Consider the following 20,317-nt stretch of genomic DNA (forward strand, 5'->3'; position numbering starts at 1 on the left):
CCAGATGAGGTAGTATCTGCGGCAATATTGCCTGAAACCCATCGGTTTCTGAGTTGAGGAATCACACGTAATGAGCGATATGGCAGAGCGCCTCGCGCTACATGAATTCACGGAAAACGCCTACCTGAACTACTCCATGTACGTCATCATGGACAGGGCGTTGCCGTTTATCGGGGATGGCCTGAAGCCCGTTCAGCGCCGCATCGTCTATGCGATGTCCGAACTGGGACTGAATGCTACCGCCAAGTTTAAGAAATCCGCCCGTACCGTCGGCGACGTGCTGGGTAAATACCATCCGCACGGCGACAGCGCCTGCTATGAAGCGATGGTGCTGATGGCCCAGCCGTTCTCTTATCGCTATCCGCTGGTGGATGGCCAGGGGAACTGGGGGGCGCCGGACGATCCGAAATCCTTCGCGGCAATGCGTTATACCGAATCCCGCCTGTCTAAATATGCCGAAGTGCTGTTGGGCGAGCTGGGGCAGGGGACGGTCGACTGGGTGCCAAACTTCGACGGTACGATGCAGGAGCCGAAGATGCTGCCTGCGCGTCTGCCGAACATCCTGCTGAACGGCACGACCGGTATCGCCGTGGGCATGGCGACGGACATTCCGCCGCACAACCTGCGTGAAGTGGCAAAAGCCGCCATCACCCTGATTGAGCAGCCGAAAACCTCGCTGGACGATCTGCTGGATATTGTGCAGGGGCCGGACTATCCGACCGAAGCCGAGATCATCACCTCGCGCGCGGAAATCCGCAAAATCTACCAGAACGGTCGCGGCTCCGTGCGCATGCGCGCGGTGTGGACCAAAGAAGACGGGGCCGTGGTGATCACCGCGCTGCCGCACCAGGTGTCCGGTGCGAAGGTGCTGGAGCAGATCGCCTCCCAGATGCGCAATAAAAAGCTGCCGATGGTGGACGACCTGCGCGACGAATCGGACCACGAAAACCCGACCCGTCTGGTGATCGTGCCGCGCTCTAACCGCGTGGACATGGAGCAGGTGATGAACCACCTGTTCGCCACTACCGATCTGGAAAAAAGCTACCGCATCAACCTGAACATGATTGGTCTGGACGGTCGTCCGGCGGTGAAAAACCTGCTGGAGATCCTCACCGAATGGCTGGCCTTCCGCCGCGATACGGTGCGCCGTCGTCTGAACCATCGTCTGGAAAAAGTGCTTAAGCGCCTGCATATCCTCGAAGGTTTGCTGGTGGCGTTCCTCAACATTGACGAAGTGATCGAGATCATTCGTACCGAGGATGAACCTAAGCCTGCCCTGATGTCGCGCTTTGGCATCAGCGAAACCCAGGCCGAAGCGATCCTCGAACTGAAATTGCGCCATCTCGCCAGACTGGAAGAGATGAAGATCCGCGGCGAGCAGAATGAGCTGGAAAAAGAGCGCGATCAGCTTCAGGCGATTCTGGCGTCCGAGCGCAAGATGAACACCCTGCTGAAGAAAGAGTTGCAGGCCGATGCCGACGCCTTTGGCGACGACCGTCGTTCTCCGCTGCACGAGCGCGAAGAGGCGAAGGCGATGAACGAGCACGACATGCTGCCGTCCGAGCCGGTGACCATCGTGCTTTCCCAGAGTGGCTGGGTACGTAGCGCCAAAGGCCACGATATCGACGCGCCGGGTCTGAGCTACAAATCCGGTGACAGCTTCAAGGCGGCGGTGAAGGGCAAGAGTAACCAGCCGGTGGCATTCATCGACTCCACGGGCCGCAGCTACGCCATCGACCCGATCACGCTGCCGTCTGCGCGCGGCCAGGGCGAACCGCTAACTGGCAAGCTGACGCTGCCGCCGGGCGCCACGGTGGACCATATGCTGATGGAGGCCGACGATCAAAAACTGCTGATGGCGTCTGATGCGGGCTACGGCTTTATCTGTACCTTCAACGATCTGGTGTCGCGTAACCGTGCTGGTAAGGCGCTGATTAGCCTGCCGGATAACGCACACGTCATGCCGCCGCTGATCATCGAGAACGAAAGCGACATGCTGCTGGCGATCACCGCTGCCGGACGCATGCTGATGTTCCCGGTCAGCGATCTGCCGGAGCTGTCGAAAGGGAAGGGCAACAAGATCATCAGTATCCCGTCAGCGGAAGCGGCAAAAGGCGTCGATGGCCTCGCGCATCTCTTCCTGCTGCCGCCGCAGAGCACCCTGACCATTCATGTCGGCAAGCGTAAAATCAAACTGCGTCCGGAAGAGTTGCAGAAGGTGGTGGGTGAGCGTGGACGTCGCGGCTCACTGATGCGCGGCCTCCAGCGAATTGACCGCGTGGAGATCGACTCGCCGGCGCGCAGCAAAGCGGACGACAGCGAAGAGTAACCTGTTTCATCCCCCCTCTTTCCGGAGGGGGAATTACCATAAAATTTCCCGTAAAAACGTTGTTAATTCGTGCGTTGCGATTAACAATACGCGCTCGTAATAAAGTCCTTACCTGGCCACAGGTGAAGTATAATTGTCAGCTGTCAGGGCTTCAGAGGTCGCTATGCTATACATTGTTCGTCTCATTCTTACCGTTATTTATTGCATTCTGGTCTGTATTTTCGGATCGATTTATTGCCTGTTCAGCCCGCGTAACCCAAAGCATGTCGCGACGTTTGGCCACATGTTTGGTCGTCTTGCGCCGCTGTTTGGCCTGAAGGTTGAAAAGCGTCTGCCTGAAGGGGCGGAGAATTTCGGTAACGCCATCTATATCGCTAACCATCAGAACAACTACGATATGGTGACGGCCTCAAATATTGTTCTTCCGCCGACCGTAACCGTGGGTAAAAAAAGCCTGCTGTGGATCCCGTTTTTCGGTCAGCTGTACTGGCTCACCGGTAACTTACTGATTGACCGTAACAACCGCGCCAAAGCGCATGGCACCATTGCGGAAGTGGTGGATCAGTTTAAAAAACGCCGGATTTCCATCTGGATGTTCCCGGAAGGGACGCGCAGCCGTGGTCGCGGCCTGCTGCCGTTCAAGACCGGCGCGTTTCATGCTGCAATTGCGGCAGGCGTTCCAATTATTCCCGTGTGTGTTTCCAATACATCGAATAAGATTAATCTTAACCGTCTGAATAACGGACTGGTCATTGTCGAAATGCTGCCGCCGGTAGATACCTCAAAATACGGTAAAGACCAGGTGCGCGAGCTGGCCACGCACTGCCGCGAGCTGATGGCTCAGCATATTGCGCAGCTCGATAAAGAAGTTGCAGAGCGAGAAGCCGCCGGTAAGATTTGACCCGGTGTCGTGTAAGGGAAAACGAATTCCCGCGTTGTTAGTCGTTTCAGATGGAGCTTATATGTCACTCAGTCGGCGTCAGTTTATTCAGGCTTCGGGTATCGCCCTTTGTGCGGGTGCGATGCCGCGGACAGCCAGCGCCGCCGGGCAGCAACAGCCGCTGCCTATTCCGCCGTTGATTGAATCCCGTCGCGGGCAGCCGCTATTCCTCACGCTTCAGCGTAGCCACTGGTCCTTTACCCAGGGAACGCGCGCGCAGGTATGGGGCATTAACGGACGCTACCTCGGGCCGACCATTCGCGTGTGGAATGGCGATGACGTTAAGCTCATCTACAGTAACCGTACGACGGAAAATGTCGCGATGACCGTCAGTGGTTTGCAGGTGCCGGGGCCGCTGATTGGCGGCGCGGCACGCATGATGTCGCCGAATGCCGACTGGGCGCCCGTCCTCCCGATTCGTCAGAGCGCGGCGACATTGTGGTATCACGCCAACACCCCGAACCGCACCGCCCAGCAGGTCTACAACGGCCTGGCCGGAATGTGGCTGATTGAAGATGAGGTCAGCAAAACGCTGCCGATCCCGAATCACTACGGCGTCGATGATTTCCCGATCATTATTCAGGACAAGCGGCTGGATAACTTCGGCACGCCGGAGTACAGCGAGCCGGGCAGCGGTGGTTTTGTGGGCGATACGCTGCTGGTTAACGGCGCGCAAAGCCCGTATGTCGAAGTGTCTCGTGGCTGGGTGCGCCTGCGTCTGCTGAATGCTTCTAACTCGCGTCGCTATCAGTTGCAGATGAGCGACGGCCGCGCGCTGCACGTGATTTCAGGCGATCAGGGGTTATTACCTGCGCCGGTATCGGTAAAACAGCTGGCGCTGGCACCGGGCGAACGTCGTGAGATCCTCGTGGATATGACCAACGGGGATGAAGTGTCCGTGACCTGCGGCGAAGCGGCAAGCATTGTTGACCGTATTCGTGGCTTCTTTGAACCGTCGAGCGTTCTGGTCTCCACGCTGGTGCTGACGCTGCGCCCGACCGGCCTGTTGCCGCTGGTGACCGACAGCCTGCCGATGCGCCTGCTGCCGCAGGAGATTGTGACCGGCCCGGCAGTACGCAGTCGCGATATCAGCCTTGGCGACGATCCGGGCATCAACGGTGCGCTGTGGGACGTAAACCGCATTGATATCACCGCCCAGCAGGGAACCTGGGAGCGCTGGACCGTCCGCTCGGAGATGCCGCAGTCGTTCCATATTGAAGGGGTGTCATTCCTGATCCGCAACGTCAACGGGGCGATGCCGTTCCCGGAAGACAGGGGCTGGAAAGATACCGTCTGGGTGGATGGCCAGGTCGAACTGCTCGTCTACTACGGCCAGCCTTCCTGGCCGCACTTCCCGTTCCTGTTCCACAGCCAGACGCTGGAGATGATGGACAGGGGATCGGTAGGGCAGATGCTGGTGAATCCGGCACCGTAAAACGAGTCGGGTGGCGGCTTCGCCTTACCCGACCTACAGGCCCGTAGGCCCGGTAAGCGTAGCGTCACCGGGCAATAAATACCCCTTCATTTCCCCCGGTAAACCAGCGTATAATCCCGCTCCTTTTGTCTATTTTTTCTTCGGAAGCATTATGAGCGCTATTTCCCTGATCCAGCCGGATCGCGACCTCTTCTCCTGGCCCCAGTACTGGGCAGCCTGCTTTGGACCGGCGCCGTTCCTGCCGATGTCCCGGGAAGAGATGGATCAACTGGGCTGGGACAGCTGCGATATCATTCTGGTGACGGGCGATGCGTATGTCGATCACCCGAGCTTTGGCATGGCGATCTGTGGCCGTATGCTTGAAGCCCAGGGCTTCCGCGTGGGGATCATCTCCCAGCCTGACTGGAACAGCAAAGACGACTTTATGCGTCTGGGTAAGCCTAACCTGTTCTTCGGCGTGACCGCGGGCAACATGGACTCGATGATCAACCGCTATACCGCCGACCGTAAGCTGCGCCATGACGACGCTTATACGGCTGACAACGTGGCGGGTAAACGTCCCGATCGCGCGACCCTCGTCTACACCCAGCGATGCAAAGAAGCATGGAAAGACGTGCCGGTGATCCTGGGCGGCATCGAGGCGAGCCTGCGCCGCACCGCACACTACGACTACTGGTCTGATACCGTGCGCCGTTCGGTGCTGGTGGATTCGAAAGCCGACATGCTGATCTTCGGCAACGGCGAGCGTCCGCTGGTGGAGGTGGCGCATCGCCTGGCGCAGGGTGAACCGGTCAGCGAGATCCGCGACGTACGCAACACCGCGATCATGGTGAAAGAGGCGCTGCCGGGCTGGAGCGGGGTGGATTCCCGCATTATCGATATGCCGGGCAAAATCGACCCTATCCCACATCCGTACGGTGACGATCTGCCGTGCGCGGATAACAAACCGGTTGAGCCGAAGAAAGCGGAAGCAAAGGCCGTGGTGGTGCAGCCGCCGCGTCCGAAGCCGTGGGAAAAAACCTATGTGCTGCTGCCGTCTTACGAAAAAGTAAAAAGCGATAAAGTACTCTACGCCCACGCATCGCGCATCTTACACCATGAAACCAACCCCGGCTGCGCGCGCGCTCTGATGCAAAAGCACGGCGAGCGCTATATCTGGGTTAACCCACCGGCGATCCCGCTCTCTACCGAAGAGATGGACAGCGTCTTTGCTCTGCCGTACAAGCGTGTGCCGCATCCGTCATATGGCAACAGCCGTATTCCGGCGTACGAGATGATTCGTTTCTCGGTCAACATCATGCGCGGCTGCTTCGGCGGGTGCTCATTCTGTTCGATCACCGAACATGAAGGCCGTATTATTCAGAGCCGTTCCGAAGAGTCGATTGTTAACGAGATCGAAGCGATTCGCGACACGGTGCCGGGCTTTACCGGCGTGATCTCCGATCTGGGTGGTCCAACGGCCAACATGTACATGCTGCGCTGTAAATCGCCGCGCGCCGAGCAGACCTGCCGTCGTCTCTCCTGCGTCTATCCGAGCATTTGCGAGCATATGGACACCAACCACGAGCCGACTATCAATCTTTACCGTCGCGCCCGTGACCTGAAAGGCATCAAGAAGATCCTGATCGCCTCCGGCGTGCGTTACGACATTGCGGTGGAAGATCCGCGCTACATCAAAGAGCTGGCGACGCACCACGTTGGCGGTTATCTGAAGATCGCCCCGGAGCACACCGAAGAAGGCCCGCTGTCCAAAATGATGAAGCCAGGCATGGGCAGCTATGACCGCTTTAAACAGCTGTTTGATACCTATTCAAAACAGGCGGGGAAAGAGCAGTATCTGATCCCATACTTCATCTCCGCACACCCCGGCACCCGGGATGAAGACATGGTGAACCTGGCGCTGTGGCTGAAGCAGCGTCGATTCCGTCTGGATCAGGTGCAGAACTTCTACCCGTCGCCGCTCGCCAACTCGACGACCATGTATTACACCGGCAAAAACCCGCTGAGTAAGATTGGTTATAAGAGCGAAGATGTGGTGGTGCCGAAAGGGGATAAACAGCGCCGTCTGCATAAAGCACTGCTGCGCTATCACGATCCGAAAAACTGGCCGCTGATCCGTCAGGCGCTGGAAGAGATGGGGAAAAAGCACCTGATCGGCTCGCGTCGTGATTGCCTGGTGCCAGCGCCAACGCTGGAAGAGATGCGCGAAGCGCGCCGCCAGAACCGCAACACGCGCCCGGCGCTGACCAAGCACACGCCGATTGCGCATCAGCGTTCGAACGGTGTTGCGGGAACGAAGAAGAACGTAAAACGTAAGATCGGTTAAACCTGTAACAATGCCCGGTGGCGCTGCGCTTACCGGGCCTACAGGTCTAACCCTCTCCCCACCGGGGAGAGGGCAGGGTGAGGGGATCACCCGCCAAACTGATCCGGGTCCGGCCCAAGCCGTTTGCCCTGATCCAGCTTCGCAATTTCACCCAGCTCGTCTTTATCCAGGCGGAAATCCCAGACGTCGAAGTTCTCGGCGATACGCGATGGCGTGACCGATTTCGGGATCACCACCAGACCGCTATCCAGATGCCAGCGAATGACGATCTGCGCCGGGGTTTTACCGTACTTATCCGCCAGTTCACGGATGATTTTCTGGTCAAACACCCCTTCGCCGCCCTGGGCCAACGGGCTCCAGGATTCGGTCTGGATCTTGTGCGTGGCGTTCCATGAATGAAGCTGGCGCTGCTGCATCAGCGGATGCAGCTCAATCTGGTTAATCACCGGCGCGACGCCCGTTTCATCAATCAGGCGTTGCAGATGATGAACCTGGAAATTACAGACGCCGATGCTTTTTATCAGCCCCTCTTTTTGCAGTTCAATCATCCCCTTCCAGGCATCAACGTAATGGTCGATAGCCGGTACCGGCCAGTGCATGAGATAAAGATCGACGAAATCGAGCTGGAGTTTCTCCAGACTCTCCTGCAACGCTTCGCGGGGACGCTTTTGATCGTCGTTCCACAGCTTGGTGGTGATGAACAGCTCATCCCGGGGTACGCCAGCGCTGGCAAGCGCTTTTCCCACGCCGTCCTCGTTTTTATAGGCGGCGGCGGTATCGATGGACCGATAACCGACTTCCAGAGCTTTATGAATGGCGGAGACGACCTCGTCGTTACCGGCTTTCCATACACCTAGCCCCAGCTGGGGCATCACGTTGCCGTCCTGTAGCTTGATTACGGTTTGGTTTGCCATTTTTCCTCCTTCAGGTGCTCATCGCCGGAGGGAACCTCCGACGATGTGATGTGCATTAAGTCTGGACGAAATGTCAAAAAACGAAAGTCAGGATCCTAAAAACGCTTAGCGTGCCGCTTCGTAAATACGACGGCTGACGTCCAGGGTGATGTCGCCATGCTCGCCGATCTGCGTCATGCCGTGTGCTTCCAGTTTCGCCAGCAGGGCAGGGATGGAGCTGCCGTCCAGCCCGTAGCCAGAGAGACGCGTTGGCACGCCCAGGCTTTCAAAGAAGTGACGGGTGGCTTCAATCGCGGCATCGATACGCGCATCGTCGGAACCGTCGGTGATGTTCCACACGCGTTCGGCGTACTGGAGCAGTTTGGCGCGTTTAGCGTCACGTTTTTCGTTCCACAGCGCAGGCAGAACCACCGCCAGCGTCTGGGCGTGATCCAGACCGTGCATCGCCGTCAGCTCGTGGCCGAGCATGTGGGTAGCCCAGTCCTGCGGCACGCCTGCGCCGATCAGGCCGTTCAGCGCCTGGGTGGCAGCCCACATCACGTTGGCACGCACGTCGTAATTTTCAGGCTCTTTCAGCGCTTTTGGACCTTCTTCAATCAGCGTCAGCAGAATGCCTTCCGCGAAACGATCCTGAATTTTGGCGTTTACCGGGTAAGTAACGTACTGCTCAACGGTGTGAACAAAGGCGTCGACCACGCCGTTCGCCACCTGACGCGCAGGCAGGGTATAGGTGTAAACCGGATCGAGGATCGCGAACACGGGCTGAACGTGTTCGTTCATAAAGGCCTGCTTGTCACCGGTGGTTTTACGAGAGATGACCGCGCCTTTGTTGGACTCTGATCCGGTGGCCGGCAGCGTCAGCACGGAGCCCATCGGGATCGCACTGCTGATGTCGCTGCCGCCCGTTTCCAGAATATGCCACGGGTCGATGTCGTCAGCGTAATGGGCCGCCGCCGCGATGAATTTGGTGCCGTCCAGCACGGAGCCGCCGCCCACCGCCAGCAGGAAGGTGATTTGCTCATCACGGGCGATTTTCACCGCGTTCATCAGCGTTTCATAAGACGGGTTAGGCTCGATACCGCCGAACTCGCGCACGTCCAGACCTTCCAGAGCGCTGTACACCTGATCCAGTACGCCGGTTTTTTTCACGCTGCCGCCGCCGTAGGTAATCAGGACGCGGGCGTCCGTCGGGATTTGCGCGCGCAGGTCGGCGATGGCGTCTTTACCAAACAGAATGCGGGTTGGGGTATGAAGATTAAAGTTGTTCATGGCTTGTTCCCTGTAGTGGGTAAAAAATCGTGGTGGCGCAGAAGGCAACCTGATGCTGCTCATTGTGGCGGGCAGGCGCTATCCTCTCAATGCACATTCCTGCCGATGTCTTGCCCATTTCTACAGCGCGCTGGAGAAACGGTAAGAAAATGCGCACACTGTCAGCGTCGGAAACCGTACCCGGAGTAACTGAAAATGAACCGTGATGCCATCTGCCGCCAGCTAACGTCGCAGATTAAGAGACTGATAGATAACGGAAATGATTCGGCTGAGCTGTTGCCGGATATTCGATTGCTGTACGGTACCCAGCCCGGGACGCGCACCCCGGTGATGTATCAGCCCGGCATCGTGTTTCTCTTTTCTGGCCATAAGATTGGCTATATCAATGAGCGCGTGTTCCGTTACGACACCAATGAATATCTGCTTCTGACAGTACCTTTACCCTTCGAATGTGAAACTTTCGCGACAGAGGAGGTACCGCTGGCCGGGATCCGCGTCAACGTCGACATCCTCCAGTTGCAGGAGCTGCTGATGGAGATTGGGGAGGACGAACTTTTCCGGCCGTCAATGGCGGCAAGCGGTATCAACTCCGCGACCCTGTCGGAGGAAATTCTCTGCGCGATTGAACGCCTGTTAGACGTGATGGAAAGGCCGCTGGATGCGCGTATTCTCGGAAAGCAGATTATCCGCGAAATTCTTTACCATGTGCTGCTGGGACCGGGCGGCGGGGCGCTGCTGGCGCTGGTAAGCCGGCAAACGCACTTCAGCCTGATTAGCCGCGTGCTGAAGCGCATCGAGAGCCAGTACACGGAAAACCTCAGCGTTGACCAGCTGGCGGCGGAAGCCAATATGAGCGTCTCGGCGTTTCACCATAACTTTAAATCTGTCACCAGCACGTCACCGTTGCAGTACCTCAAAACCTACCGTCTGCATAAGGCGCGGATGCTGATGATCCACGATGGCATGAAGGCCAGCGCCGCGGCGATGCGGGTCGGGTATGAAAGCGCGTCGCAGTTTAGTCGGGAGTTTAAGCGCTACTTCGGCGTCACGCCGGGGGAAGATGCGTCACGTATAAGAACCATGCAGGGAGCCTGAGGGGAAACGGAGGCCGGGTAAGCGGTAGCGCCACCCGGCTTTTATTTATGCGCTGCAATACTTTTTCTTAATCACCACCGCAATGGTACCCACCAGCCCTGCAACCAGCAGGAAAATCGGCAGGATCATCAGGAAGGTCATCACCTGGTCTTCATGGCGCTTAACAAAGGGGATCATATTCAGCGCGTAGCCGAGCGTGGTGACCACGCCTACCCAGAGCAGGGCGCTCAGCCAGTTGAAGAACTGGAAGCGGCGGTTAGAGAGGCCTGAAATACCCGCCATGGTAGGCAACAGGGTACGAACAAACGCCAGAAAACGCCCGGCAAGTAACGCCAGCAGGCCGTGACGGTCAAACATGCAGGTCGCGCGCTGGTGATATTTATGCGGCAGCTGCGCCAGCCAGCCTTTCACCACGCGAGTGTTTCCAAGCCAGCGCCCTTGCAGGTAGCTCAGCCAACAGCCGAGACTGGCCGCAGAGGTGAGGATCACCATTGTCGGTGCGAAGTCCATCACGCCCTTGCCGATTAACGCCCCTGCGAGCAGGAGCAGGCTGTCACCGGGTAAAAATGAGGCTGGCAGTAATCCATTTTCCAGAAACAGCGTCGCGAACATCACGAAATAGACAATCCCGACGACATGCGGGTCCGCCAGCGCGGCAAAATCGTGTTGCCAGAGCGCCGTGATGATATTTTGAATAACTTCCATGGACTTTCCTGTGGAACAGCAGATATAACGCTATTGTACTCCCAATTTTGCCTGTCGGGGTTGATCGCAGGCGCATCTCATACAGACTTTTCTGCTTGCGGTGTTCAGAATAGCGTCCGGGGAGTACATTTCAGCCAGCACTTTACACGATGCGCTCAAATCCTGCCGATAAATCCGCAATTAAATCGTCCACATTTTCCAGCCCAATATGCAGGCGGATTAAGGTCCCCTCGAAGTCCACCTCGCCGCCCGGGCGCAGGGCCGCAATCTGCTCCGGCTGGTTGGGCAGGATCAGCGATTCAAACCCACCCCATGAATAGGCCATGCTGAAGAGGGTAAAGTTATCCAGATAGCTTGCCAGTTCGGCGTCATTCAGGCGCTTTTTAAGAACAAATGAGAACAACCCGCTGCTGCCCGTAAAGTCACGTTGCCAGTATTCGTGGCCCTTGCTGCCCGGCAGCGCCGGATGGTTAACGCGCTCCACCTGCGGATGCAGCGCCAGCCACTGTGCAATTTGCAGGCTACTTTCGTGATGCTGACGCAAACGCACACCGAGCGTACGGATGCCCCGGCTGGTCATGTAGGCGGTATCGGCATCCACCATCTGGCCCATCAGGTAGGCGTTTTCACGCAATTGATCCCAGCAGCGGGCGTTAGACACCGCCGTACCGATCATGCCGTCGGAATGGCCAATCAGGTATTTGGTCGCCGCCTGAATGGAGATATCGATGTCAAATTCCAGGGCTTTAAACAGCACACCTGCCGCCCAGGTGTTGTCGATCATGATGATCGCTTCCGGCGCTATGCTGCGCACCGCCTTCACGATGGCCGGGACGTCATGCACTTCCATGGTGATGGAGCCGGGAGATTCCAGGAACACAACGCGCGTGTTGGGCTGAATAAGCGCGGCAATACCGGCCCCAATCAGCGGATCGAACCAGCTGGTGGTGACGCCGAGCTTGCTGAGTATTTTGGTGCAGAAGTCCTGGCTTGGCTCGTAGGCGGTATTGGTCATCAGGACGTGGTCACCCTGTTCCACAAACGCCAGAATGGTATTGGCGACCGCCGCCGCGCCGCACGGGAACAGCGCGCAGCCCGCGCCGCCCTCCAGTTCACACATGGCTTCCTGCAACGAGAAATGGGTTAACGTGCCACGACGACCGTAAAACAGCCCGCCCTTCGCGCGATTACGCGTAGCGATTTTTTTATCTTCAACGGTATCAAACACCAGCGAGGAGGCGCGCTGGATCACGCTGTTGACCGAGCCCTGCGTGTATTTCTTACTGCGTCCTGCCTGCACCAGCGTGGTCTCAAGCTGCTTTTTAGTCATGTTCGCTAACCCTATTTTTATACGTCTGGACGTCCAGACTACCACGATTGTCAGAATGTGCATCCGGATGCTTATCGAATAAGCAGAAAATATTATCAAAAATTCGCATAAGAAATTTTTACTGCGTAAGCGCAAGGAAAGTGAGCGAAAATTACGGCACTATGTAAATACTAATGAGAACTACTATCAATTCGACGACGTTTTGATATTATTACGTTCAGATTTTGTGATTTGCGTCCTGGAGATACAGAGTGGGTAATAATTTGATGCAGACGGATCTCTCCGTTTGGGGCATGTATCAACATGCTGACATCGTAGTTAAGATTGTGATGATCGGCCTGATTCTGGCGTCCGTGATCACCTGGGCTATCTTCTTCAGCAAGAGCGCCGAACTTCTTTCACAAAAACGCCGCCTCAAGCGTGAGCAGAAGCAGCTGGCGGAAGCCCGCTCTCTGGATCAGGCTTCTGATATCACCTCATCCTTCCATGCGAAAAGCCTGACTACCCTGTTAGTGAACGAAGCGCAGAACGAGCTGGAACTCTCCGCAGGCAGTGAAGATAACGAAGGCATTAAAGAGCGTACCGGCTTCCGTCTGGAGCGTCGCGTTGCGGCCGTGGGTCGTCATATGGGCCGCGGTAACGGCTACCTGGCGACTATCGGCGCCATCTCCCCGTTCGTTGGCCTGTTCGGTACCGTCTGGGGCATCATGAACAGCTTTATCGGTATCGCCCAGACGCAGACCACTAACCTTGCGGTCGTCGCGCCGGGTATCGCAGAAGCGCTGCTGGCCACGGCTATCGGTCTGGTTGCCGCTATCCCGGCGGTTGTTATCTATAACATCTTCGCGCGCATGATTGGCAGTTACAAAGCCACACTGGGTGACGTTGCCGCGCAGGTTCTGCTGCTGCAAAGCCGCGATCTGGACCTGAACGCCAGCGCCGTTAAACCGGTACATGCGGCGTCCAAACTGCGCGTAGGTTGATTGTATGGCAATGCGTCTTAATGAAAATCTGGACGATAACGGTGAAATGCATGAGATCAACGTGACGCCGTTTATCGACGTCATGCTGGTTCTGCTGATTATCTTTATGGTTGCCGCACCGCTGGCGACGGTGGACGTGAAGGTGAATCTGCCTGCGTCCTCCAGCCAGCCGCAGCCGCGTCCGGAAAAGCCTATTTACCTGTCCGTGAAGGCCGATAAGTCCATGTTCCTGGGCAACGATCCGGTAACGGATGCCTCGGTTATTCCGGCGCTGGACCAGCTGACCGGCGGCAAGAAAGACACCACCGTCTTCTTCCGCGCGGATAAAACCGTCGATTATGAAACCATGATGAAGGTAATGGACACGCTGCATCAGGCGGGATACCTGAAGATTGGTCTGGTCGGCGAAGAGAAAGCGGCCGCGAAGTAAAACGAAAGCTTTTGCAGCCTTCCCTGCCGGGTGGCGGCGTCGCCTTACCCGGCCTGCATTCCGCAACAATCATTGTTGACTCACACTGAAGGCGCCGTCGGCGCCTCTTCATCAAGCGCTACACAGGTCACGTTTGAAGTTCGGTAATGACCTTCCGAGAGTTTACGGGTCAGGCGCAGGGTGGCTGTCTCGCGTGCCAGCAGGTACTGATAGTTCGCCTCCAGTCGCCCGAGGATCTTCTCTTTAAGCTCAGGGCGCTGTTCAATAATGGCGTTCATCACCGCGCCGTAAATCTCCTCCTTGGCCTGCAAGGCGTAAATCTCCCGACGATTCTGCCATTTCAGGCGCACCAGCGTGGCCGGAATCGAAACCAAATCCTGCGTAATTCGCGTCATCTCGTCATTTTTTATCTTTTTCAGGGCGTCGAGATTCTGCTTTAAGATAAATTCATCGCTTTTCTTATCATCTAAAGTCAAATAAACGTTATTACCGCTGTCATCATTCACGTTAATCTTCCCCCAGGTCATAAAAAATGGGATTGTTTTTTTCACGCGTAATTAAATTAAGCCAAATTTCATTGCCGGCCTCATTTATTTGCTGCGTTTTCTCGGTCATTATTTGACTTAGCGTCTGGGCATCTATTTCCCCTTCGGCCTGTAAATCATTTAGTAGATGAACTAAGGCTTCAATCTTGATGGCGCGAAATAAACGCTCTTTTAAATGGCGATCGTGCTCTTCCAGCACCATATTACGGGATTTGCCGGTGCGTGAAACACCAATTAATATATCGGCTTCATAGTCGGAGAGTTTTCTTTTTCCTTGAGTGAAATTCGCCTCTTTATCTGCTTCCGTCGAAGGCTGTTCCACAGGCGTAATGTGGTACTTTGCCGGGACAAGATTGTCGGGCAGCATTTTAATTTCCTTTAATTTCAAAAAAGGTGGGGGTGGAAAAAGGGTGAGATTCGTTGACAATAACATGAGGCAATTTTAAAATCAAAAAAAATGGAGCCTACCCATGAACAGCATTTTCTTTACGGTCATAACGTTACTATTACTGACCGCTGGCGTGCTTTTATTGATGCAAGAGTTAAATAAAACGAAAGCGTCAAAAGACGTCAGTGAACCGCCGCAGCCTGAATTGATGTCGAAAGAGGAGGGGGAAGATCATTTCTCCGTATTGATGAACGCCGTGACGCCGGTCTGGTACTGGCGGGTAAATCACGAATATATCGATTTTCTCCATGCGACAATTAAGCGAATGAAAATGGCTGAAATTAATGATACGCCCGGCCTGTTCGACGCGCAGCGCCGTTGTAGCGACCTTAATTCGGCGGTTTATAAATATTACGACAATATCAAAAAGCGCTGTCTGAATGGCGAGAAGGTGTCGTACTCCGATTTAGACGTATTAAATCTGCGCCAGTGTTTTCGCGAGTTTAGCCTGGAAGCCTACCCGGAACTGGTCGCGCTGGTCTGGCCGGAGTATGCGCGTCCGGATGTGGATCCCAACGAGGTATAGTTGAGATATACTGAGCGCTGGTTTCGTTTGCAGACAGGATTTTATGGAACGCTTCTTTGAAAACGCAATGTATGCCTCTCGCTGGCTGCTCGCACCCGTCTATTTTGGTCTCTCCCTGGCGCTGGTCGCCCTGACGATCAAGTTCTTCCAGGAGATATTTCACGTCCTGCCAAACATTTTCTCCGTGGCAGAAGCCGATTTGATTCTGGTTCTGCTGTCGCTGGTGGATATGACGCTGGTGGGGGGGTTACTGGTGATGGTGATGTTCTCCGGTTATGAGAATTTCGTCTCTCAGCTTGATATCGCCGAGCACAAAGAAAAGCTCAACTGGCTGGGGAAAATGGATGCCTCATCGCTGAAGAATAAAGTCGCGGCGTCGATTGTGGCGATTTCGTCTATACACCTGTTACGCGTCTTTATGGACGCGAAAAACGTCCCGGATAATAAGCTGATGTGGTATGTGATTATCCACCTGACGTTTGTGCTGTCGGCGTTTGTGATGGGGTATCTGGATAAGATCAGTAAGAAATAAATCCACCACGCCCCTCACCCTAACCCCCTCCCCGGAGGGGAGAGGGACATGGTGAGGGCAGCAGGCCGCACTATTTATTTATCCGACGACGCCTGCCACAAATTCAGCTCACCATCCGCAACGTGCTGGTCAATCCGCGTCAGTTCATCTTCGCTAAAGCGCAGGTTATTCAGCGCCTGAACGTTCTCTTCCAGCTGCTCCGGGCGGCTCGCGCCAATCAGCACTGAGGTTACACGCTCATCTTTCAACAGCCAGCTTAGCGCCATCTGCGCCATCGTCTGCCCGCGCGCGTGCGCCATCTCGTTCAGCAAACGAAGGCTGCTCAGGTTGGCTTCCGTCAGCATTTTCTCCGTCAGGCCGCGCACTTTTTTCCCTTCGCGTTGCATACGTGAACCGTCCGGAATACCGTTCAGGTATTTTCCGGTGAGCAGGCCCTGTGCCAGCGGGGTAAAGGCGATACAGCCCGTTCCGTTTTTCTCCAGCGCGTCCAGCAGGCCGGTCTTGTCGACCCAGCGGTTAAGCAGGTTGTAAGACGGCTGGTGGATCAAAAGCGGGATCTTCCACTCGCGCAGCAATTCGGCCATTACCGCCGTGCGTTCCGTGGAGTAGGACGAAATGCCGACGTACAGCGCTTTTCCGCTCTGCACCGCGTGCGCCAGCGCGGAGGCGGTCTCTTCCATCGGCGTGTTTTCGTCTACGCGGTGAGAATAGAAAATATCCACATACTCCACACCCATGCGTTTCAGGCTCTGGTCGAGGCTGGCGAGCAGGTATTTACGTGAACCGCCCGAACCATACGGCCCTGGCCACATGTCGTAGCCCGCTTTGGTGGAGATGATCAGCTCGTCACGATACCCGGCAAAATCCTCCCGCAGCAGACGGCCAAAATTCTCTTCAGCGCTGCCTGGTGGGGGGCCGTAGTTGTTGGCAAGGTCAAAGTGGGTAATACCGAGATCGAAGGCCTTACGCAGCAGCGCGCGCTGGGAATCGAGCGGCTGAACGTGACCGAAGCTGTGCCACAGGCCTAGCGACAGTGCCGGTAAGCGCAGGCCGCTTTTGCCGCAGTATCGGTACTGCATGTTTTCGTATCGGCCAGTGTAAGGGTGCCAGGACATGATGTCTCCTTTCTTGTCGGTGAATTTTCGAAACAACGTTTTCATTCTATGCCGACTCGATAACAAAAAAGTATATTTTCTGCGGTATCTGCCGATAAAGAGGGTAGTACTCGCCTCTGGGCGAATTCACCCTCACGGCAAGGAATACTCAATGAAGATGCTTCGTAATTTCACCATCCGTTTCGTCATGCTGACGATACTGGGGATCTTTTGTGTCATGTGGGCAGGCGTGGGGCTTTACAGCACCTGGTCTCTGTCTCGTGTTTCTGATGGTAATGATGTTGACCGCCAGCTGGTCCGGCAAATGACGGTGCTGAGCCAGGGCAACGATCAGTATTTCCGTTTCGTCACCCGCCTGAGCCGGGCGATGGAAGTCAAAGCGGCGGGCGGCACGCCGGACCTGGCTCCTGCTCAGCAGGCGCTGGATAACATGAGTAAAAAGCTGGCAGAGATGAAAGCTATCTCCCCGGGCCCGATGGATGAAAAGGTGTCTGCGCAGGTGATTTCCACCTGGCAGGCGCTGCTCGATCGTGGCGTGACGCCGCAGATGGCGCAGGCGAAGCAGGCGACGCTCGAAGGCTATCGTCAGCATGCCAACAACGTCACGCCGCCGCTAAGCCGTGCATTCGGGTCAGCGGCTGAGAACTTTAACAACACCGCGGCGAAGGCGCTCGACAGCACGCGCGTGGTGGTCGACGGCCTCACCAGCATGACCCGGACGGTGATTATCACCGCCACGATCGTGGGTCTGTTGATCCTGCTGTTCACCGACCGCTACCTGGTGGCGATACTGGTAAAACCGCTGGATCGTATCCGTCAGCAGTTCCGCCAGATTGCGCAGGGCGATCTCAGCCAGCCGATTGAATCCTTTGGCCGCAACTGCGTGGGGCAACTGGTGCCGCTGCTGAGCGCCATGCAGGACAGCCTGCGGGAAGCGGTCAGCACGATTCGTTCCGGCAGCGAGAATATCTGGCGCGGGGCAACGGAGATCTCCAGCGGGAATAACGATCTCTCTTCGCGTACCGAAGAGCAGGCCGCCGCGCTGGAAGAGACCGCGGCCAGCATGGAGCAGCTAACCGCAACGGTGAAGCTGAACGCCGAAAGCGCGCGCCAGGCCAGCCAGCTTGCGGATGTCGCCTCCAGTACGGCCAGCCGCGGCGGCTCGCTGGTGGAAGATGTGGTCACAACCATGAGCGGCATTTCGGACAGCTCGAAAAAAATCGCTGAAATCACTACCGTCATCAACAGCATCGCCTTCCAGACCAATATTCTGGCGCTGAACGCCGCGGTGGAAGCGGCCCGGGCCGGGGAGCAGGGGCGGGGCTTTGCGGTCGTGGCGGGTGAGGTGCGTAATCTGGCCAGCCGCAGCGCGAATGCGGCAAAAGAGATCGAAGGGCTGATTGCAGATTCCGTTGCCCGCGTGGAGCAGGGGGCGCAGCTGGTGAACGATACCGGCACCACGATGGAAGCGATCCTGCGCGACGTGACGGAAGTGACCGTCATTATGAAGCAGATCGCCACCGCGTCAGAGGAGCAGAGCAAAGGTATTTCTCAGGTCGGCGTTGCCATCACGCAGATGGACGGCGTGACCCAGCAGAACGCCTCGCTGGTGGAGCAGGTTTCCGCCGCCGCCGCCGCACTTGAACGGCAGACCGAAGAACTCCAGCGCTCAGTGCAGAAATTCCGTCTCACCGCGTAACCTCTCGTGTCAGGCCGTCTCTGGCGGCCTGACGTTTATCGCTCTGAATAATCTGTGTCACCTGCGACAGCTGACCAATTTTCACTTCACTTGCCCGCATAAATTTACTTTTGTCGATCAGCAGCAGCGACTGGCTGGCGCGGTTTAACAGCAGCGCCTTAAAGCCCGCGTTGTGCTCGGACGGATCCCAAAGGACGCCATGCTCATCGACCCCTTCACACGAGAAGATGAACAGATCGATCTCCAGCCCTTTTAGCTGCGTCACCAGCGCCGGGTTAACATAGCAGCGATACTTACGCTCAAGCGTTCCGCCGGAGCAGATAAGCGTGATCCGCTCGCGCTTTGCCATCTCGTGGCAGATAGGCAGACTGTTGGTAAATACGGTGAGGTCGATGTCCGGCAACTGGCGCGCCAGATGAAAGCAGGTTGAGCTGGCGTCGAGGGCGATGGTCATCCCTTCGCTTATCCAGCCCAGCGCGTGGCGGGCAATATCGGCTTTGTCGGCATAATGGCTTTTCAGGCGTGCGCCAAAGGGTTCACCGCTGTCGCGGCTGTCCGGATGAATCAGACGCGCGCGCCCGTGCTGGCGCAGAAGCTTCCCCTGCTGCTGCAACGACTTCAGATCCCGGCGGATGGTCTCTTTGCTGACGGAGAGCTTTTCAGCCAGCACATCGGTAGTCAGCCAGTCGCTTTTACTCAGCAAGGTGATAAGACTCTGCTGTCGGGTCGCTTTTAGCGTCTGGTCTGACATACGAGGCTCCTTGCGCACGCGTGCTGACGCATTTTTCTCATCGCGGAAGAAGGGCGGCGAACCGCCCGGTCATGGATCAACCCTGACGTTTATCTTCCGTCTGGGTATCGAAGTCGCTTGCTGAATGACGCTCATGTAACTGCTCGTTCAGCTCGCCGTTGGTACGGTTAACAATGCGCCCGCGTTTAACGGCCGGACGATTCGCCACATCTTTTGCCCAGCGCTGCACGTTGGTGTACTTCCCGGCATCCAGGAACTCGGCGGCGTTATACACGCTGCCCAGCGCCACGCAGCCAAACCATGGCCAGACTGCCATATCCGCAATGGTATATTCCTCACCCGCTACGTAACGACCGCGCGCCAGCTGTTTGTCCAGCACGTCGAACAGGCGTTTAGCTTCCATGGTGAAGCGATCGATAGCGTACTCAATCTTCACTGGTGCGTAGTTATAGAAGTGGCCAAAACCGCCGCCGAGGAACGGGGCCGCGCCCTGTAACCAGAACAGCCAGTTCAGGGTTTCCGTTCGTCCTGCCGGATCTTTTGGCAGGAAGTGACCAAATTTCTCGGCCAGGTAGAGCAGGATATTGCCGGATTCAAAGACGCGCGTCGGCGGGGTGGTGGAGTGGTCACGCAGGGCCGGGATCTTCGAGTTCGGGTTCACGTCGACAAAACCGCTGGAGAACTGATCGCCCTCACCAATGCGGATCAACCATGCGTCGTATTCCGCGCCCGTCACGCCCAGCGCCAGCAGCTCTTCCAGCATGATGGTAACTTTCTGTCCATTCGGCGTACCGAGAGAGTACAGCTGGAGCGGGTGCGCGCCCACAGGTAGCTCTTTCTCGTGCGTCGCGCCCGAGACGGGACGGTTGATATTGGCGAACGCGCCGCCGTTATTCTGTTTCCATTCCCACACTTTCGGTGGCTGATAGGTGTTATCTGACATGT

General features: G+C 56.5%; 19 protein-coding genes. 10 read left to right on the forward strand and 9 right to left on the reverse strand.

What is annotated here, in order from left to right:
• Nucleotides 1–70: 70 nt before the first annotated feature.
• The 4 genes from parC to SK54_RS05515 all read left to right on the forward strand — a co-directional run bounded on the left by parC (nucleotide 71) and on the right by SK54_RS05515 (nucleotide 7,030).
• Nucleotides 71–2,329, forward strand: coding sequence for a DNA topoisomerase IV subunit A (parC, locus tag SK54_RS05500; RefSeq protein WP_015571873.1), 2,259 nt, complete (start codon nucleotides 71–73; stop codon nucleotides 2,327–2,329).
• A gap of 163 nt (nucleotides 2,330–2,492) precedes the next feature.
• The gene (gene plsC / locus SK54_RS05505; protein WP_003862497.1) at nucleotides 2,493–3,230 is read left to right on the forward strand and encodes a 1-acylglycerol-3-phosphate O-acyltransferase; all 738 of its coding nucleotides are present in this window, start codon (nucleotides 2,493–2,495) and stop codon (nucleotides 3,228–3,230) included.
• 61 nt (nucleotides 3,231–3,291) lie between these two features.
• A complete protein-coding gene (gene ftsP / locus SK54_RS05510) occupies nucleotides 3,292–4,704 on the forward strand; it encodes a cell division protein FtsP (protein WP_017384056.1) in 1,413 nt (470 codons plus the stop codon).
• A 151-nt stretch (nucleotides 4,705–4,855) separates the two neighbouring features.
• Nucleotides 4,856–7,030 carry a YgiQ family radical SAM protein gene (locus tag SK54_RS05515; RefSeq protein ID WP_048246876.1) on the forward strand — a complete coding sequence of 725 codons (2,175 nt, stop codon included), beginning with the start codon at nucleotides 4,856–4,858 and terminating at the stop codon, nucleotides 7,028–7,030.
• An 86-nt stretch (nucleotides 7,031–7,116) separates the two neighbouring features.
• Here SK54_RS05515 and dkgA read toward each other — a convergent pair whose 3' ends face one another.
• Together dkgA and yqhD are read right to left on the reverse strand one after the other, a co-directional pair.
• Nucleotides 7,117–7,944, reverse strand: a complete 828-nt coding sequence (gene dkgA, locus SK54_RS05520) for a 2,5-didehydrogluconate reductase DkgA (protein WP_003862493.1) — start codon at nucleotides 7,942–7,944, stop codon at nucleotides 7,117–7,119.
• Nucleotides 7,945–8,049: 105 nt separating this feature from the next.
• A complete protein-coding gene (gene yqhD / locus SK54_RS05525; RefSeq protein ID WP_032649530.1) occupies nucleotides 8,050–9,213 on the reverse strand; it encodes an alcohol dehydrogenase in 1,164 nt (387 codons plus the stop codon).
• Between the two features lie 195 nt (nucleotides 9,214–9,408).
• Here yqhD and SK54_RS05530 point away from each other — a divergent pair, with 195 nt between their 5' ends.
• Nucleotides 9,409–10,308 (forward strand): AraC family transcriptional regulator, encoded by a 900-nt coding sequence (locus SK54_RS05530; RefSeq protein ID WP_017382749.1) that lies wholly within the window; start codon nucleotides 9,409–9,411, stop codon nucleotides 10,306–10,308.
• Between the two features lie 45 nt (nucleotides 10,309–10,353).
• Here the strand turns inward: SK54_RS05530 and yghB are convergent, their stop codons facing one another.
• Entirely contained in the window at nucleotides 10,354–11,013 is a 660-nt protein-coding gene (gene yghB, locus SK54_RS05535) for a DedA family general envelope maintenance protein YghB (protein WP_048246878.1), read from the reverse strand.
• A 142-nt stretch (nucleotides 11,014–11,155) separates the two neighbouring features.
• A complete protein-coding gene (metC, locus tag SK54_RS05540; protein ID WP_015571868.1) occupies nucleotides 11,156–12,343 on the reverse strand; it encodes a cystathionine beta-lyase in 1,188 nt (395 codons plus the stop codon).
• Between the two features lie 251 nt (nucleotides 12,344–12,594).
• Between metC and exbB the strand changes: the two genes are divergently transcribed.
• Together exbB and exbD are read left to right on the forward strand one after the other, a co-directional pair.
• Nucleotides 12,595–13,326: a tol-pal system-associated acyl-CoA thioesterase gene (exbB, locus tag SK54_RS05545; protein WP_003862482.1), complete on the forward strand. Its 732-nt coding sequence runs from the start codon at nucleotides 12,595–12,597 to the stop codon at nucleotides 13,324–13,326.
• A 4-nt stretch (nucleotides 13,327–13,330) separates the two neighbouring features.
• A complete protein-coding gene (gene exbD / locus SK54_RS05550; RefSeq protein WP_001251472.1) occupies nucleotides 13,331–13,756 on the forward strand; it encodes a TonB system transport protein ExbD in 426 nt (141 codons plus the stop codon).
• Between the two features lie 80 nt (nucleotides 13,757–13,836).
• Here exbD and SK54_RS05555 read toward each other — a convergent pair whose 3' ends face one another.
• The gene (locus SK54_RS05555; protein WP_023304419.1) at nucleotides 13,837–14,283 is read right to left on the reverse strand and encodes a hypothetical protein; all 447 of its coding nucleotides are present in this window, start codon (nucleotides 14,281–14,283) and stop codon (nucleotides 13,837–13,839) included.
• The gene (locus tag SK54_RS05560) at nucleotides 14,264–14,668 is read right to left on the reverse strand and encodes a hypothetical protein (RefSeq protein ID WP_023304418.1); all 405 of its coding nucleotides are present in this window, start codon (nucleotides 14,666–14,668) and stop codon (nucleotides 14,264–14,266) included. The genes SK54_RS05555 and SK54_RS05560 overlap by 20 nt, the downstream gene beginning before the upstream one ends.
• Before the next feature lie 103 nt (nucleotides 14,669–14,771).
• On the opposite strand from SK54_RS05560, the gene SK54_RS05565 reads away from it, so the two are divergent.
• Together SK54_RS05565 and SK54_RS05570 are read left to right on the forward strand one after the other, a co-directional pair.
• Nucleotides 14,772–15,275: an ESA_00282 family adhesion-associated protein gene (locus SK54_RS05565; protein WP_023295431.1), complete on the forward strand. Its 504-nt coding sequence runs from the start codon at nucleotides 14,772–14,774 to the stop codon at nucleotides 15,273–15,275.
• Between the two features lie 43 nt (nucleotides 15,276–15,318).
• The gene (locus tag SK54_RS05570; protein ID WP_006811956.1) at nucleotides 15,319–15,807 is read left to right on the forward strand and encodes a TIGR00645 family protein; all 489 of its coding nucleotides are present in this window, start codon (nucleotides 15,319–15,321) and stop codon (nucleotides 15,805–15,807) included.
• A 74-nt stretch (nucleotides 15,808–15,881) separates the two neighbouring features.
• Here SK54_RS05570 and SK54_RS05575 read toward each other — a convergent pair whose 3' ends face one another.
• On the reverse strand, nucleotides 15,882–16,922 hold the full coding sequence (locus SK54_RS05575) for an aldo/keto reductase (RefSeq protein ID WP_032649519.1): 1,041 nt from the start codon (nucleotides 16,920–16,922) through the stop codon (nucleotides 15,882–15,884).
• Between the two features lie 151 nt (nucleotides 16,923–17,073).
• On the opposite strand from SK54_RS05575, the gene SK54_RS05580 reads away from it, so the two are divergent.
• Nucleotides 17,074–18,621, forward strand: a complete 1,548-nt coding sequence (locus SK54_RS05580) for a methyl-accepting chemotaxis protein (protein WP_015571864.1) — start codon at nucleotides 17,074–17,076, stop codon at nucleotides 18,619–18,621.
• Here the strand turns inward: SK54_RS05580 and fucR are convergent.
• Together fucR and yghU are read right to left on the reverse strand one after the other, a co-directional pair.
• Entirely contained in the window at nucleotides 18,611–19,372 is a 762-nt protein-coding gene (gene fucR, locus SK54_RS05585; protein WP_015571863.1) for an L-fucose operon activator, read from the reverse strand. The genes SK54_RS05580 and fucR overlap by 11 nt on opposite strands.
• A 76-nt stretch (nucleotides 19,373–19,448) precedes the next feature.
• Nucleotides 19,449–20,315, reverse strand: a complete 867-nt coding sequence (gene yghU, locus SK54_RS05590) for a glutathione-dependent disulfide-bond oxidoreductase (RefSeq protein WP_003862465.1) — start codon at nucleotides 20,313–20,315, stop codon at nucleotides 19,449–19,451.
• Nucleotides 20,316–20,317: the final 2 nt, after the last annotated feature.

This window comes from Enterobacter sp. MGH120 (assembly GCF_001037725.1).
Taxonomy (GTDB): domain Bacteria; phylum Pseudomonadota; class Gammaproteobacteria; order Enterobacterales; family Enterobacteriaceae; genus Enterobacter; species Enterobacter hormaechei_C.

Excerpts from the sequence above, each read along its gene's own strand:
- parC (WP_015571873.1), top strand. The coding sequence starts at position 71 with ATGAGCGATATGGCAGAGCGCCTCGCGCTACATGAATTCACGGAAAAC.
- plsC (WP_003862497.1), top strand. The coding sequence starts at position 2,493 with ATGCTATACATTGTTCGTCTCATTCTTACCGTTATTTATTGCATTCTG.
- ftsP (WP_017384056.1), top strand. The coding sequence starts at position 3,292 with ATGTCACTCAGTCGGCGTCAGTTTATTCAGGCTTCGGGTATCGCCCTT.
- SK54_RS05515 (WP_048246876.1), top strand. The coding sequence starts at position 4,856 with ATGAGCGCTATTTCCCTGATCCAGCCGGATCGCGACCTCTTCTCCTGG.
- dkgA (WP_003862493.1), bottom strand. The coding sequence starts at position 7,944 with ATGGCAAACCAAACCGTAATCAAGCTACAGGACGGCAACGTGATGCCC.
- yqhD (WP_032649530.1), bottom strand. The coding sequence starts at position 9,213 with ATGAACAACTTTAATCTTCATACCCCAACCCGCATTCTGTTTGGTAAA.
- SK54_RS05530 (WP_017382749.1), top strand. The coding sequence starts at position 9,409 with ATGAACCGTGATGCCATCTGCCGCCAGCTAACGTCGCAGATTAAGAGA.
- yghB (WP_048246878.1), bottom strand. The coding sequence starts at position 11,013 with ATGGAAGTTATTCAAAATATCATCACGGCGCTCTGGCAACACGATTTT.
- metC (WP_015571868.1), bottom strand. The coding sequence starts at position 12,343 with ATGACTAAAAAGCAGCTTGAGACCACGCTGGTGCAGGCAGGACGCAGT.
- exbD (WP_001251472.1), top strand. The coding sequence starts at position 13,331 with ATGGCAATGCGTCTTAATGAAAATCTGGACGATAACGGTGAAATGCAT.
- SK54_RS05555 (WP_023304419.1), bottom strand. The coding sequence starts at position 14,283 with ATGACCTGGGGGAAGATTAACGTGAATGATGACAGCGGTAATAACGTT.
- SK54_RS05560 (WP_023304418.1), bottom strand. The coding sequence starts at position 14,668 with ATGCTGCCCGACAATCTTGTCCCGGCAAAGTACCACATTACGCCTGTG.
- SK54_RS05565 (WP_023295431.1), top strand. The coding sequence starts at position 14,772 with ATGAACAGCATTTTCTTTACGGTCATAACGTTACTATTACTGACCGCT.
- SK54_RS05570 (WP_006811956.1), top strand. The coding sequence starts at position 15,319 with ATGGAACGCTTCTTTGAAAACGCAATGTATGCCTCTCGCTGGCTGCTC.
- SK54_RS05575 (WP_032649519.1), bottom strand. The coding sequence starts at position 16,922 with ATGTCCTGGCACCCTTACACTGGCCGATACGAAAACATGCAGTACCGA.
- SK54_RS05580 (WP_015571864.1), top strand. The coding sequence starts at position 17,074 with ATGAAGATGCTTCGTAATTTCACCATCCGTTTCGTCATGCTGACGATA.
- fucR (WP_015571863.1), bottom strand. The coding sequence starts at position 19,372 with ATGTCAGACCAGACGCTAAAAGCGACCCGACAGCAGAGTCTTATCACC.
- yghU (WP_003862465.1), bottom strand. The coding sequence starts at position 20,315 with ATGTCAGATAACACCTATCAGCCACCGAAAGTGTGGGAATGGAAACAG.